We start from the raw sequence: 14,095 nt of genomic DNA on the forward strand, positions 1-14,095 counted from the left end.
AGCCGATGCGCCAGGCGCGGCATCGGTTGCCTTCGCCCCGGTGGCTCGGCCTACCCCGGCCGCGTCCCCCGATCCTGGCTAACCTCCCGCCGTTTCCCTCAGTGCCTGGTCCTCGGGGGCGTGCGTCCAGCGGATCTCGCCCCGGCCCTCGACGGCGTCGGCATCGACCAGGCAGGTGGTGACGCCCGACATGGATGGCAGCTCGTACATGGGCCGCTGCAGCAGCCCCTCGATGACGCTGCGCAGTCCGCGCGCGCCCGTGCCGCGTTCGATCGCCTTCCTGGAGATCGCGGTGAGCGCCTCGGGCGTGAATTCGAGCTGCACGCCCTCGAAGGCGAACAGCTGCTGGTATTGGCGGACCAGCGCGTTCTTGGGCTCGGTGAGGATGCGCACCAGTGCGGCCTCGTCGAGGTCGTGCAGTCCCACCAGAACCGGAAAGCGGCCGATGAATTCGGGGATGAGTCCGAACTGGCGCAGGTCGTCGGGATGGGTCTCGCGATAGAGGGCCGGATCGCGGGTACCCGTGGCGTCCGCCGTGCCGACATCGGCATGGAACCCGATCCCGGATGGACCCGGACGCAGACGCTTGGTCAGCACCTTTTCCAGACCGGCGAATGCCCCCCCGACCAGGAATAGGATGTTGCGGGTGTCGATCAGGGTGCCTTCGCCGCTATCCTTGCGTCCCTTGGCGTTGATCTTCACCTGGGTCCCCTCGACCAGTTTCAGCAGCGCCTGCTGGACGCCCTCGCCCGAGACGTCACGGGTGCCGTGCGCCGTCTCGCCCTGACGGGCCAGCTTGTCGACCTCGTCGATGTAGACCATGCCCCATTCGGCGACCTCGCGGCTGCCGCTCGAGGCGTCGAGCAACCGGGCGAGGATGCTCTCCACGTCCTCGCCGACATAGCCGGCCTGGGTCAGTGTGGTGGCGTCGGCGATGACGAAGGGGACGCCGACGATGCGGGCCAGGGTGCTGGCGAGCAGGGTCTTGCCGGTCCCCGAGGGGCCGAGCATGAGGATATTGGACTTGTCGATCTCGACCCGGTCCTCGTCGTCGAGCGAGCGGCGCGGATTCCGGGCCTCGGCCGCGAGCCGCTTGTAGTGGTTGTAGACGGCGACCGCCAGGGTCTCCTTCGCGGCCTCCTGTCCGACGATGTAACGATCCAGCTGCTCCTTGATCTCCACGGGCTTGGGGGGCGATTTCAGCGGTCCGGAGAGCGCGCGGGTGCGCCCCCAGCTACTGACGACCTGATGGGCCAGGGTGACGCAGGCCTCGCAGATATGACCTTCGATGCCGGCGATCAGGGGGGTGTCCGGGGCCTGGGAGGCGCCGCAGAATGAGCAGGTATGGACCTTGTCGTTCATGCCGGTGCGGTCTCCTCGATCGGTGGTGCCTGTTGACGCAGTTCGGCGAGCCAGCGCTTCTGGCACTCCCGTTGCCGACGCGCGTGGAGCGACTCGTGGATCTTGTCCCGCGCCTGTTCGAATGGAACCTTGGCGGCCGCGTGGATGCGCTCGCAGAGCAGCAGGTGGAGTCCGACCTCGCTCTCGACGATGCCGCTCACTTCGCCCTCGTCCATCCCGAAGAGGACGGCGTCGAGTTCCGGGTAGAGCTTGCCCCTGGGTACCGTGCCGAGCTGTCCCTCCTGCATGGCGGTCGGGCATTCCGAATGCTGCTGGGCGAGCTGGCCGAAACGGGCCGGGTCGGTCTTCAACTCGGCCTCGACGCGCTCGAGCCGGGCCATGGCGGCGGCGCGCTCGTTCTCGGCATAGTCTGCATTGATGGTGATGAGGATGTGACGCAGGGTGCGGCGCTCGGGTGCCTGGAAGCGGTCCTGATGGAGCTCGTAGAAGAGCCGCGCGTCGACCTCGGTGACCGCCTCGGCCTTGGAGCCCACGCGCTGCATCACGGCGTCGAACAGCAGTTCGCGACGGAGCGCCAGACGCAGACCGGACTCGTCGAGTCCGTTCTGATCCAGTGCGGCGAGGAAGGCGTCCCCATCCTCGAAGCGGCCGCGGACCTCGGCGACCGCTTCGTCGAGACGGGGCTCGGGGATCTGGGTGTCGCGCGCCTCGGGCGATGTCAGAACCAGGCTCTCCAGTTCCAGGGTCTGGTTCGCCTGACGCTCGGCCTGAGAAAGCTGATCGCCGGTGAGTGCGCTCGGCATGCTCTGGAAGCGTTCGCTCGCGGCGCGCAGCAGATGGTATCTGTATTCCGGGCTGGATTCGCTGGGTCTGGACGCGGTCATGATTCTGTATCGCTGTCTATCTCTGTCGAATCGGCAGTGGGTTCGGCCTCGGTCAATGCGGTCTCGGGGACCAGCAGGGTGTTGCGATCGAGGAAATGGACGTGATAGGCGACGCCCCCCGGATTGTCGCGGACCACCTTGATCACCTCGCCGATCTCGCCGGCCTCGACCAGGATCCGTCCCTGCATGCCGAGCGGGATGTTGGCGGCGACCTTGTCGCGGAACTCGAATCGGCTCGGGGTCCAGGGGGCGTCGACCGGGATCAGCTCCTCCTCGCGGCAGCCGACGATGCGGTCGCTGTCGAGGAAGTGCACCGAATAGATGATCTGATCCTGGAGGAAGGTCCCCACGTCCTTGACGAATCCGGTGCTGCCGCGGCGGATCAGCAGGGTTCCGGTGGATTCGCCCGGATAGGTGCCGTCGTTGCGCACGTTGCGGATGACGCGCACCTCGTCTCCATATTCAAACTGAGGGCGCATGCTTCACCTGTCCCATGAGGTCGCTGAGCGGTACCGAGGCGGTGCGCGGCTCGTGCATGCGGAAGACGCGGAAGACCTTTTCGGTCTGGGCGTCGGAGGCGACGAAATCCTGGTAGGCGGATTTGAGCAGGTCGGCGTGGAGCGTCCAGCGTGCCTGGGTCGCGTCCGGCATCTCCTCGACCTGGGACAGATAGTCGTGGAAGCGCTGCAGGATGTGCAGCCGGTTGACCTGGACCACGCTGCGGTCGTACTGGATGCCGAAATACTCGAGGAAGTCCTCGGCGCTGGAGAGCTCGCTCATGTCGAGGTCGAAATCGTCGTCAGTCATGGTGTGCCTCCGGATGGCGTCTCTGTGATTTAGCGTTTGAAGAAATGCACGTTGTCGCCCGAGTCCTCGAGCTGGGCCTTGGTGACCGCCGTGCGGGCGATCTTCAGCAGGTCGGCGATGCCCAGGCGGTCGCTGGTGTCGATCTCGGCGATCTTCTCGAAACGCTCGAGCGCGGCCGGCGCCTCGTCGAGACGCATCAGCAGATAGCCGGACCCCTTGAGCGCGAGCAGCAGGAAGCGCGTCAGGCTCATGGAGACCAGCACCGAGCGCCCCAGGTCCTGCTCGGACAGATCCTGCCAGCGCTCGGGCAGATCGAGCCGCTTGGCGGTGATGGCGATGGCGCGGTCGGCCGTGATCAGTGCCTCGCGATAGCGATGACGGTAATAGAAATAGCGATAGAGCGCGACCAGGACGGTCAGGTGGTTCGGCTCCAGGAAATAGGCCTGGAGCAGGCTGAGTTCGGCCGCCTCGTCGCCGTAGCGGCGGGCGGCATCGAGCAGCAGTCCCTCGACGTCCGAGCTGATCGGCTCGTCGAAATACATGTCCTCGCCGGCGAAATCCAGTAGGTCCATGAGGCTCTCAGTCGATGTGATCGAATTGACGGGCGCTCGGCGGTTCGCACATGCGGGCGGCGTCGCAGCCCCCGCATTCGTGCTCCGGCTGGGTGCCGCCCGGAATGCAGCCGTGCACGCCGGCGGCCTTCTCCAGCAGGCGGATACGATCGAGCAGGCAGCCGATGGCCTCGGCGACCGGGTCCGGGATCAGATGATGGTCCAGATCGATGCCGTGCGGATTGGGGCTCGCCGAGCGGCGCGAGCGCACCACCTTGGCCGGGATGCCGACCACGGTGCTGGCCGCCGGGACGTCGCCGATGACCACCGAATTGGCGCCGACCTTGACCCGCTCCCCCAGCACCACCGGACCCAGGATCTTGGCCCCCGCGCCCACCACGCAGCCGTTGCCGAGCGTGGGATGACGCTTGCCCTTGCGCCACGAGGTGCCGCCCAGCGTGACCCCATGATAGAGGGTGACGTCGTCGCCGACCTCGGCCGTCTCGCCGATCACGACTCCGGCCCCATGGTCGATGAAGAAGCGCCGGCCGATGCAGGCGCCCGGGTGGATGTCGATGCTGGTCCAGATGCGGGCCAGGTAGGAGATGAAGCGCGGCAGCCAGCGCCAGCCGCGGCACCAGAGCGGGTGGGCGAGCCGGTAGAGGATGACCGCGTGCAGCCCGGGATAGGTGGTATAGACCTCGAAGCGGGTGCGCGCCGCCGGATCGCGCTCGAAGATGCAGTCGACATCCTCGGCGATGCTGGCCCAGGCTCCGGGCTTGGCGAATGGTGCGAGCACGGCTTCGTTCATCTCGGGTGACTCCGACGTTGGCAGTTTAGGTATGGGCGCCCTTCATTGGAGCGGGACGGCCTGGTGGTGACCGATCTCGACCAGGAAGCGGCACAGGTCGCCGGTCTCGGGCGAGCGCTTGGTCTCGGTGACGAAGCGGCGCAGCAGCGGCAGCACGCGCTCGGCCTCGGTCAGGTCGAGGTCGAAATGCAGCAGGTCGGCATAGACCTGGCGCACCGCGTGCTTTCCGGAGTGCTTGCCCAGGACCATGCGGTGCATGCGACCCATCTCGGCCGGATCGATGCCCTGATAGTTGAGCGGATCCTTGAGCAGACCGTCGACATGGATGCCCGCCTCGTGGGTGAAGGCCCCGTCGCCGACCAGGCTCTTGTGCCAGGCGACCGGCTTTCCCGACGCGGTGGCGACGAGCCGGGACAATTCCTCGAAGTGGGTCAGGTCGACGCCGCAATCAATGCGGTGGACGTGTTTGAGCCCCATGACGACCTCTTCCAGGGCGGCATTGCCGGCGCGTTCGCCGAGTCCGTGCACCGTGGTGTTGACGTGGGTCGCGCCGGCGCGCACCGCGGCCAGGGTGTTGGCGGTGGCCAGACCCAGGTCGTCGTGGGCGTGCATCTCGATCTCCAGGTCGACGATGGCGCGCAGGTCGCGGATGCGCTCGTAGAGACCGAAGGGGTCCATGAGACCCACGGTGTCGGCGAAGCGGAAGCGGCGCGCGCCGGCCGCCTGGGCGGTCTCGGCGGCGCGCCAGAGGAATTCGGGATCGGCGCGCGAGGCATCCTCGCCGCCGACGCAGACCTCCATGCCCAGGTCCTGGGCCGCGCGCACATGGCGGTCGATCTGGCCCAGCACCCAGTCGCGGTCGCGGCCCAGCTTGCGCGCGATCTGCTGGTCGGAGACGGGCATGGAGAGGTCGACCAGATGGACCCCGAGGTCGCGGCACTGGGCGATGTCGTCGGGCCGCATGCGGGTCCAGACCATGAGTCGGGCCGAGAGTCCGAGGCCGGCGACGGCGCGGATGGACTCGCGCTCCTCATCGCCCATGGCCGGGATACCGATCTCGAGCTCGGGCACCCCGAGCGCGTCCAGACCGCGGGCGATGGCGAGCTTCTCGTCGAGCGAGAAGGCCACGCCGGCGGACTGCTCTCCATCGCGCAGCGTGGTGTCGTTGATTGTCGTTCTGATCGAGTCGATGGACATGGTTGGCTCCAGAATGCCGATGCAGATTTCTGAAGCAACGGATATGCCAGTTGTTGGTCGCTTTTTTTACAGCGACTTAGGGGGGCGGATGCCCCCGTTTGAAGGGTTTGCGACAAGCGGGTCCGGAGGGGTGTCGGGGAAATGACCAAGAGAAATGCTCCTGGAATTGGGGCGAGGGAGGCGCCCGCTTGACGCAGGAAATGGATGCGCGCCTATTGCTCCAGCGCGAAGATCGAGGGCCGTGCCGCTCGATGAGGTGTCGAATCGAGCCTCGCCAATGCCTGCCGTCAGCGCCTATCGTATGTCGTCATCCTCGTTTTACGTGATGGAATAGCCGGATATGAACAGTCTCGCCGATCGATATCGCGACACATGGCGCCGTCTCGGCATCTCCCGCCAATCGATCCTCGAGCGGAATCTGCCTCTGTTCGAGGAAGCTCGCGATCTTCGGGTCGTGGAGGTCGGTTCGAACGGTCAGGCGTTTCGTCTCACGCCAGCCGCTGCGGACGCCTGGACGGCGATGAAAGCGGCCGCCGGTGAAGAGGGTATCGAGATGCATCTCGTCTCCGCCTATCGCAGCGTCGATCGTCAGGCGGGGCTCATTCGGCGGAAACTGGATGCCGGTCGGTCTCTGGACGCCATTCTCGAGGTGCTCGCGCCGCCGGGATGCAGCGAGCATCACACGGGACGGGCAGTCGATATCGGAACGGGTGACCTGAGGCCGCTCGAGCCGGATTTCGATCGGGCACCGGCCTTTGCATGGCTCGGTGTCCATGCGCATCGATTCGGCTTCGGACTCTCCTTTCCACGAGGTAATGCGTTCGGTTACGTCTATGAGCCTTGGCACTGGTGCTTTTCCGAAACCGGAGACCGCTCGTTTCGGGATTTTGAATCCACTGCTCGTTTTCCATGAAATCAGGGGGGGTAATATCCCTCCGCCAGGACTGGCTTCGATACTTCCTTGGAACGCGGTTTCCAGTTCCGCTTACATTCCCTCGGTCCGTCGTTCGCTGCCGATTCCAGGAGGGTCGGATGCTGCCGGCGCGGGTGTCGACATCCTGTGGCCGACTGTAGGTATGCCGGTATGCATTCATGGCCTCCCCGAGAGTCCTTGAACGATCCGGACCGATAAGAAGCCGACTTGCGATCGGTATAACAAGACTGGAGGACATGATCTTGAAGCGCGAACTCGTCTTTCGCATCTCGTCCGCGGCCGGGATCCAGTTGCGGACCGTGCAGCGTCTGAAGCAGATCGGTATCTTGACCACCAAGCGAGGCTTCCGTGAGAGCCCGAACGGGGACCGTTTCATGGTGCTCGAGGTTCAGGGAGCCCAGGTCTCCGACGAAGAGCTCTGGAACCAGGTCTCGGAGATCCAGGGGATACTCTCCCTGGCGCATGCCGGCGACCTGGAGGCGAAGAAGGTCCAGCCTGCCGAAGACAAGGCCACGAAGGCCAAGCCCGAATTCGTCCCCGAATCCGGCGAGGCCGCCATCCGCGACCGGATGCTCATCTTCTCCCTGCTCAGCCGCTATCCCAGGCTCGACGGGCGGTTCAACGAGATCCTGACCGCCATCCCACCGGAAAGCCGCCGTGAGCGCGCGATCGAGCTGGGTCGGGGGTTCGGCGGCTATCTGGCGCGACAGGTCAAGCCCGACAAGGCTCCGACCAAGCTCTCCGATGCGATGACGGACCTGCTGATCCCGGCCCTGTCTCCGATGACGACGCTACGATTGGACGGCAATGCGCTGCTGATCGGCGACAACCGGATCGACTTGAAGGGCAAGGGTCACCGGGAGGAAACCTGCGACTTCCTCAAGGGAACGATCACCGGGCTGCTCGAAACCTATGAGCTCGCGTCACTCTTCATAGGGCACGAGTGCCGGAACGCATCGCAGGGCGAGAGCTGCGTCTTTTCCTTCCGGCAAAGGCCGGAGGTCGCCTAACTGTCCATGGGGTCCACTTCATCGGGAGCGATCGTTGAAATTGGCGCAATATATTGCGAACAACTGTGAGCAATGGTTTTAACCCAAGCTGACCAGGGTCGAAAAATGCACTTGAAGCCATGCCCTCCGAGGGTTCGTGATATCGGGGCGCAGCCGTTGCGTCGCGCGGGCCTTTCTCTCGTTACATTAACGATGGCGCTCATGGTCGCTTGGCTGCTGAGCGGTGCGGCGGCCGTCGCGGGGACAGTCGAATCCACGCCGGCTCAACATCCGCTGCGTCCTCCGGACGTTTCCAGCCCGCGCGCAACCCTGGACAGTCTGCGGCGAAATCTGAACCAGGCCTACAGGCTCGCCGACTCGTCTGATTCGCACACCAAGGATACCGTCGTGTTGCTGCGACGGGCACTGCGTACCCTCAATCTGAGCGAAGAGCCTGAGAGCATTCGCGACAGCATCGGCATTGAGGCGGCGCTGCATCTGAAGGAAATCATCGACCGCATCGAGTTGCCGCCACTCGAACAGATACCAGACAAGGCCGAAGTCAATTCCAGAGCCCTGACAAAGTGGCGCCTGCCGAATACAGAGATCGTCATCGCCCGAGTCGAGGATGGGGCGCATACCGGAGAGTGGCTGTTTTCGCCGGCTACGGTCGACAACGCAGCGGATTTTTACGAGCGCATCGCCCACCTGCCGTATCGCCCAGGCGCCACGCCTAGGATTTATGCCGCCTACAGTATGACGCCAGGGCCGGGTCTGAGTCTGAGTTGGAGCCAGAATGTGCCGCGCTGGCTGGGTTGGGAACTGTTCGGGCAGACGCTGTGGCAGTGGTTTGGTGGTTTGCTGGTCGGCGCGCTCGCCGTAGGCTTGATCCTGGTTCTCTATCGTGCAGCCCGGCACGCCGATAAAAGCCGCGCCACCACTCCGCCATCGCGACGCGCGACCATTCTAGCGCTGCTGTTCGCTATCGCGGTGGCGGCTGGGGTCGAGTATTTCTTCGATCAGATTGTCAATTTTACCGGCGGCGTGCTGATCTTCACCAAGGATGCCTTTATCGTCGTCCTGGATGTGCTGATTGGCTGGGTGACCGTGCTGGTGCTGACGCAAATCCCGGAGCTGATCGTCCGTTCCCGCCGTTTGCGGCCGCGCGGCATCGACAGTCAGTTGCTGCGCCTGGGGTTCAAGCTGTTGGCCTTTGTTGCATTGGCCGGGCTTGTCATCGAAGGCGCCGATCGTCTCGGGCTGCCGGCCTACTCGGTGATAACCGGTCTCGGGGTCGGCGGTCTGGCCGTCGCGCTGGCCGCGCGGGAGACACTCGCGAACGTGCTCGGTTCGCTGGCGATCATGCTCGACCGGCCGTTTCGGACTGGCGATTGGATTAAGATCGGCGGTGACGAGGGCACGGTGGAGGATATCGGCTTTCGCAGTACGCGCATCCGTACCTTTTACGATTCTCTGCTGTCGATCCCGAACGCCACCACGGTCAACGCGGTGGTCGACAACATGGGGCAGCGAACTTACAGGCGGGTTTATACCCGGCTCAACATCCGCTACGACACCAAGCCTGCGCAGATCGAAGCCTTTATCGAGGGCATCAAAGGGATCATTCGAGAGCATCCCACGACGCGCAAAGACTACTTCCATGTCGTCCTGCACGATCTGGGTTCGCACAGCCTGGAAATCATGGTCTATTTCTTCTTGCAGGTGCCGGATTGGTCAAAGGAATTGGTGGACCGCCAGCAGGTGCTGGGCGATATCCTGCATCTGGCTGACAGCCTTGGCGTCCAATTTGCCTTTCCGACTCAAACCATTGAGCTCGACCGCTGGCCGGCATCCAGCGCGACGACAAACCAAGAGCCAGCGATCTCGATGCCACTTCAGTCCTCGGAGTAGATGCGACAGAACATCGCAGCTCGTGTCATCCGGGCCACGACGTTCAAGCCGTGGCCCGGAATGGTACGGCGACATTCTGGGCCGGCATGGGATGCCGGCGGTCGTTACGCGATCTTGCTCCGTTTCAGGTATTTGCCCGCGCTGACGCACCCCAGGGGGATGACCACCAGGGTCAGGAGCGTCGAGACCAGGACGCCGAACAGCAGCGAGATGGCCATGCCCTGGAAGATGGGGTCGGTGAGGATGACGCTCGATCCGGCCACCAGGGCCAGCGCCGTGATGAGGATGGGCCGCGTGCGCGCCTTGCAGGCGTTGATGACGGCCTCGGTGACGCTGTTCCCGCGCGCGACCTCGTCGATCGAGAAATCCACCAGCAGGATGGAGTTGCGCACGATGATGCCGGCCAGGGCGATGAAGCCGATCATGGAGGTGGCGGTGAAGTCGGCGCCGAGCAGCCAGTGGCCGGGCACGATGCCGAGCAGGGTCAGCGGGATCGGGGCCATGATGACGCCGGGCGTGACCAGGTTGCCGAACTCGGCGACCACCAGCATGTAGATGAGCACCAGGGCCACGCCGAAGGCCAGACCCATGTCGCGGAAGGTCTCGTAGGTGACGGTCCACTCGCCGCCCCACTCGAACCCGGACAGACCGTTGTCCGGCGGCGCGCCGCTGAACATGGTGCCCGAGAGGGTCACGCCGTCGGGCGTCTCGTAGTCGGCGAGCAGATCCTCGACCTCCATCATGGGATAGAGCGGGGCGCCCAGCTTGCCCACGGCATCGCCGACCACGTATTCGAGCGGCCGTAGATCCTTGTGATAGACGATCGGATCCTGGGGCGTCTTGACGAAGCTGCCGAGCTCGGTGAGCGGCACTGTGTAGCCGTTTCCGGCCGGGATCGGCAGGTCGGCCAGACGGGTCAGGTTGGCGCGGATCGCCAGCGGCACCTCGATGGTGATGAAGGTCGGCTCGAGCAGGCTGCCGCGCTTGACGTCGCCGACCTTGAAGCCGCCGAGCGCCATGTCGAGGTTACGGATGACCGTATCCACCGAGATGCCCAGACGCACCGCCTTCTCGGTGTCGACCTCGAAGCGCAGCATCTCGAAGGGCTCCTGCATGTAGTTGTCGACGTCGGCCAGGCTGTCGACCTGCTCGAAGATGCGGGTCATGTCGGTGGCGACCTGGCGCCGGGTGGCGGCGTCCGGGCCGTAGATCTCGGCGACGACCGACTGCAGCACCGGCGGTCCCGGCGGCATCTCGACCACGGTGATGCGGGCGCCCGCCTCCTGGGCCAGGGGCGTCAGCAGCGCGCGGGCCTGGAGCGCGATCTCGTGGCTGGAGCGGTCGCGTTCGTGCTTGTCGGTGAGCTGGACCTGGATCTCGCCCTGCCAGGGCTTCTGGCGCAGATAGTAGTGCCGCACCATGCCGTTGAAGTCGAACGGCTTGGCGGTGCCGGCATAGGTCTGGATGGCGACCACCTCGGGGATCTCGCGCACCTTTTCGGCCAGCAGCCGGGCGGTGTTGGCGGTCTTGCCGAGCGCCGTGCCCTCGGGCATGTTCAGGACCACGCCGAACTCGGGCTTGTTGTCGAAGGGCAGCATCTTGAAGGCGACCGCCTTGGCGTAGAAGAGCCCGCAGGAGAGAAAGAAGGCGCCGATCAGGGCGAAGAGGAAGCCGTAGCCCAGTGGCTTTCGCTCGATCAGCGGCACCAGCAATCCACGGAAGAAGCCATCCAGCGTTTCTGCGGTCTTGTGTTCGCGCGCCTCGGCCTTCTTCAGCCCCGACAGGCTCGGTCGGATGCGCATCGCCAGCCAGGGGGTGAAGGCGAAGGCGGCGAACAGCGAGAAGATCATGGCGACCGAGCCCAGCGCCGGGATCGGCTCCATGTAGGGGCCCATGAGCCCCGAGACGAAGCCCATCGGCAGCAGCGCCGAGACCACGGTCAGGGTGGCGATGATGGTCGGATTGCCGACTTCGGCGACCGCCTCGACCGCGGTGTCCGTGTCCATCTCGCCCTTCATCAGCCAGCGGCGGTAGATGTTCTCGACCACCACGATGGCGTCGTCGACCAGGATGCCGATCGAGAAGATGAGGGCGAAGAGACTGACCCGGTCGATGGTGTAGCCGAGGATCCAGGCCGAGAAGACCGTCATCAGCAGCACCACCGGGATGACCAGGGTGACCACGATCGCCGGCTTGACCCCGAGCGCCAGCAGCACCAGCAGGGTCACGGCGCCGGTGGCGACGAACAGCTTGAAGATGAGCTCGTTGACCTTGTCGTTGGCGGTCTTGCCGTAGTCGCGGGTGACCTCGACCTGGACGTTGTCCGGGATCAGCTGTCCCTTCAGGTGTTCCACCTTCTCCAGAATGGCGTCGGCCACGGTGACGCCGTTGCTGCCCTCCTTCTTGGCCAGGGCGACGGTCACGGCCGGCATGCCGTCCGCCTTGGTATCTCCCGGATAGCTGGGTCCGCTGAAATAGTTGACCTGCTTGCTGTATTCCTCGGGCTCCAGGCTGACCTTGGCGACGTCGCGCACATAGACGGGCGAGCCGTTGTAGGTGCCCAGCATGAGGCGTTCGACGTCCGAGGCGTTGCGCAGGAAGGACCCGGTGTAGACGGTCAGGTGCTGCTCGTTGGCCTCGGCGTCGCCGGTGCGGCGCTCGGCGTTGGCGGTGCGGATGGTGTTGGCGATGTGGTCCAGGGTCACGCCGAACCCGGCCAGACGCTGGGGTTCGACCTCGACCCGGATCTGTTCGTGACGTCCGCCGACCACGAAGCCCTGGCCGACGTCGGGGATCTGCGACAGGCTCTGGAGCAGCTTGACCCCGAGCGCGCGCAGGGCGGCGTCGTCGACCCGGTCGGACCAGAGGGTGAGGGTCACGGCGGGCACGTCGTCGATGCCCTTGGGTCGGACCACGGGCGTCAGGGCGCCGGGCGGCAGCACCTGCCGGTTGGCCTGGAGCTTGTCGTGGACCTTGACCAGGGAGGGGCCCATCTGCTCGCCGACCACGAACTGGACGGTGATGATGCCCTGTTCGCGCTCGCTGGCCGAATAGACGTGATCGACGCCCGGGATCTCGGAGAGCAGCCGCTCCAGCGGCTCGACGGCCAGGCTGCCGACCTGTTCGGTCGAGGCGCCCGGATACTGGACGAAGATGTCGATCATGGGGACCGAGATCTGCGGGTCTTCCTGGCGCGGGGTCGAGATGAGGCCGAGGATGCCCATGCCGAGCATGGCGAAGAAGAGCAGCGGCGACAGGGGCGAATGGATGAAGGCCCTGGCGGTGAGGCCGGCCAGGCCGAGCTTGTGTCCGTGTGCGGACGGCGTGGCATTGGTATCGGACATTGGAATGTCTCTGTATTCGGTTGGCGGTGGGCGAAGCGGGGGCTGCCGATCCAGGCGCGGGGCCAGGCCGAGCGCGCCGGGGGCGTTCGCTCGGACCTGGATGCGCCGACGCCGGATCGGGCGCCGCTGGGCGTCAGTTCGGCTTGACCTCGGCGGGTTCGATCAGGATGCGCTCCCCGCCCCTGAGACCGGTGAGGACGGTGACGGTATCGCCGTACTGCTCGCCGAGCCGCAGCAGGTGCAGCCGCGGCCGGTCCTGATCGTCGAGGACGTAGACCATGGGCAGGCCGCCCCGGTAGACGAGCGCCGCCACCGGGATCACCGGGGCCGAGCCCTGGCCGACGTCCGGCTGCGGGATCAGCATCTCGGCGTACATGCCGGCCTTGGCCGGGGCGTTCTCCTGCAGGTCGAGCTTGACCCGCACCGTGTGGCGTGTGGGGTCGGCCATGGGGAAGACCTGGGCGACGCGGGCCGCGACCACGGTCTGGGCGGGGTCGTCGAGCCGCACGCGGGTGACGAAACCGGGCTGCAGCGGCGCCGAGAGACGCGTGGGGACGTCGGCCTGGAGCTGCAGCCGGTCCATGTTGGCGAAGCCCAGCAGCGGCTGGCCGGGCTGGACCGTGTCGCCGGCGTTGACGTGCTTGTGGGTGATGTAGCCGTCGAAGGGGGCGATGCTCTTGGTGTCCTCGAGCTTGGCGTCGATCTCGCGCAGCTGGGCCTGGGCGGCGACCAGCGCGCCCTGGGCCTGTTCGATCTGTGTGCCGTACTGATGCAGGGTGGCGCTGCGCGCGACGCCGGTCTCCTTGTCCCCGCCGAAGAAGGGCATGGGCATCATCTGGCTCATCATGTTGCCGCCCTGGCGCGGGCTTGGATCCTCGCGCTCGCGTTGGTACTGGACCTCGGCGTTGCGATAGGCCGCCTGGGCGTTGGTGATGGCGGCGAGCGCGGCCTGGCGCTGGGCGCGCAGGGCGGCCGCGTCGAGTTCGGCCAGGACCGCGCCCTTGCGGAAGAAGTCGCCCTCGCTGCCCGCGATCAGGTCGACGTTGCCGGGCATCTGGGCGGTGAAGGTGATCTCCTCGAGCGGGATGACGGTTCCGCCGACCGTGGTGTTGCTGCCGAGCGCGCGGCGCTCGACCTGGACCCATTTCGGCGGCTCGGCCTTGGGCGTCTGCTCGGTCGAGGATTGGGCATCGGGTGCGGCGGTTTCCCGATTCTCCTGGGCCAGCAGCACCCCGGTCAGGAGCGATCCGCCCGCCAGGATCAGGAGCGTCGATTTGAGCAATGGATGAGGCATGATGAGCTGCT

The 14,095-nt window shown here is 65.7% G+C and carries 12 protein-coding genes; 3 read left to right on the forward strand and 9 right to left on the reverse strand.

Annotation, left to right across the window (positions count from 1 at the left end; translation table 11 throughout):
• Nucleotides 1–78: 78 nt before the first annotated feature.
• From clpX to nifV, 7 genes are read right to left on the reverse strand one after another with little or no spacing between them, the layout of a single operon-like run.
• Nucleotides 79–1,362 (reverse strand): ATP-dependent Clp protease ATP-binding subunit ClpX, encoded by a 1,284-nt coding sequence (clpX, locus tag D779_RS16035; protein ID WP_043756000.1) that lies wholly within the window; start codon nucleotides 1,360–1,362, stop codon nucleotides 79–81.
• On the reverse strand, nucleotides 1,359–2,246 hold the full coding sequence (gene nifM, locus D779_RS16040; RefSeq protein WP_043756002.1) for a nitrogen fixation protein NifM: 888 nt from the start codon (nucleotides 2,244–2,246) through the stop codon (nucleotides 1,359–1,361). The genes clpX and nifM overlap by 4 nt, the downstream gene beginning before the upstream one ends.
• A complete protein-coding gene (locus D779_RS16045; protein WP_043756003.1) occupies nucleotides 2,243–2,725 on the reverse strand; it encodes a nitrogen fixation protein NifZ in 483 nt (160 codons plus the stop codon). The genes nifM and D779_RS16045 overlap by 4 nt, the downstream gene beginning before the upstream one ends.
• Nucleotides 2,709–3,053, reverse strand: coding sequence for a nitrogenase-stabilizing/protective protein NifW (gene nifW, locus D779_RS16050; RefSeq protein WP_043756005.1), 345 nt, complete (start codon nucleotides 3,051–3,053; stop codon nucleotides 2,709–2,711). Before nifW ends, D779_RS16045 begins: the two co-directional genes overlap by 17 nt.
• Nucleotides 3,054–3,082: 29 nt before the next feature.
• A complete protein-coding gene (locus D779_RS16055) occupies nucleotides 3,083–3,625 on the reverse strand; it encodes a hypothetical protein (protein WP_043756006.1) in 543 nt (180 codons plus the stop codon).
• 7 nt (nucleotides 3,626–3,632) lie between these two features.
• Nucleotides 3,633–4,415, reverse strand: coding sequence for a serine O-acetyltransferase (gene cysE, locus D779_RS16060; RefSeq protein WP_052348198.1), 783 nt, complete (start codon nucleotides 4,413–4,415; stop codon nucleotides 3,633–3,635).
• 42 nt (nucleotides 4,416–4,457) lie between these two features.
• Entirely contained in the window at nucleotides 4,458–5,612 is a 1,155-nt protein-coding gene (nifV, locus tag D779_RS16065; RefSeq protein WP_043756008.1) for a homocitrate synthase, read from the reverse strand.
• A 520-nt stretch (nucleotides 5,613–6,132) separates the two neighbouring features.
• On the opposite strand from nifV, the gene D779_RS23315 reads away from it, so the two are divergent.
• The 3 genes from D779_RS23315 to D779_RS16080 all read left to right on the forward strand — a co-directional run bounded on the left by D779_RS23315 (nucleotide 6,133) and on the right by D779_RS16080 (nucleotide 9,446).
• A complete protein-coding gene (locus D779_RS23315; RefSeq protein WP_198295738.1) occupies nucleotides 6,133–6,525 on the forward strand; it encodes a M15 family metallopeptidase in 393 nt (130 codons plus the stop codon).
• A gap of 263 nt (nucleotides 6,526–6,788) precedes the next feature.
• Nucleotides 6,789–7,556 (forward strand): hypothetical protein, encoded by a 768-nt coding sequence (locus D779_RS16075; RefSeq protein WP_157726433.1) that lies wholly within the window; start codon nucleotides 6,789–6,791, stop codon nucleotides 7,554–7,556.
• Nucleotides 7,557–7,757: 201 nt separating this feature from the next.
• Nucleotides 7,758–9,446, forward strand: coding sequence for a mechanosensitive ion channel family protein (locus D779_RS16080; protein WP_232424218.1), 1,689 nt, complete (start codon nucleotides 7,758–7,760; stop codon nucleotides 9,444–9,446).
• A 104-nt stretch (nucleotides 9,447–9,550) separates the two neighbouring features.
• Here D779_RS16080 and D779_RS16085 read toward each other — a convergent pair whose 3' ends face one another.
• Nucleotides 9,551–12,790 (reverse strand): efflux RND transporter permease subunit, encoded by a 3,240-nt coding sequence (locus D779_RS16085; RefSeq protein ID WP_043756012.1) that lies wholly within the window; start codon nucleotides 12,788–12,790, stop codon nucleotides 9,551–9,553.
• A gap of 133 nt (nucleotides 12,791–12,923) precedes the next feature.
• Complete coding sequence (locus D779_RS16090) at nucleotides 12,924–14,084, reverse strand: efflux RND transporter periplasmic adaptor subunit (protein WP_052348200.1); 1,161 nt, start codon at nucleotides 14,082–14,084, stop codon at nucleotides 12,924–12,926.
• Between the last annotated feature and the right edge of the window lie 11 nt (nucleotides 14,085–14,095).

The sequence above is a fragment of the Imhoffiella purpurea genome (assembly GCF_000585215.1).
GTDB lineage: Bacteria > Pseudomonadota > Gammaproteobacteria > Chromatiales > Chromatiaceae > Imhoffiella > Imhoffiella purpurea.

Coding starts and splice junctions, on each gene's coding strand:
- cysE (WP_052348198.1), bottom strand. CDS start 4,415: ATGAACGAAGCCGTGCTCGCACCATTCGCCAAGCCCGGAGCCTGGGCC.
- D779_RS16090 (WP_052348200.1), bottom strand. CDS start 14,084: ATGCCTCATCCATTGCTCAAATCGACGCTCCTGATCCTGGCGGGCGGA.
- nifM (WP_043756002.1), bottom strand. CDS start 2,246: ATGACCGCGTCCAGACCCAGCGAATCCAGCCCGGAATACAGATACCAT.
- D779_RS23315 (WP_198295738.1), top strand. CDS start 6,133: ATGAAAGCGGCCGCCGGTGAAGAGGGTATCGAGATGCATCTCGTCTCC.
- D779_RS16085 (WP_043756012.1), bottom strand. CDS start 12,790: ATGTCCGATACCAATGCCACGCCGTCCGCACACGGACACAAGCTCGGC.
- D779_RS16080 (WP_232424218.1), top strand. CDS start 7,758: ATGGTCGCTTGGCTGCTGAGCGGTGCGGCGGCCGTCGCGGGGACAGTC.
- nifV (WP_043756008.1), bottom strand. CDS start 5,612: ATGTCCATCGACTCGATCAGAACGACAATCAACGACACCACGCTGCGC.
- nifW (WP_043756005.1), bottom strand. CDS start 3,053: ATGACTGACGACGATTTCGACCTCGACATGAGCGAGCTCTCCAGCGCC.
- D779_RS16045 (WP_043756003.1), bottom strand. CDS start 2,725: ATGCGCCCTCAGTTTGAATATGGAGACGAGGTGCGCGTCATCCGCAAC.
- D779_RS16055 (WP_043756006.1), bottom strand. CDS start 3,625: ATGGACCTACTGGATTTCGCCGGCGAGGACATGTATTTCGACGAGCCG.
- clpX (WP_043756000.1), bottom strand. CDS start 1,362: ATGAACGACAAGGTCCATACCTGCTCATTCTGCGGCGCCTCCCAGGCC.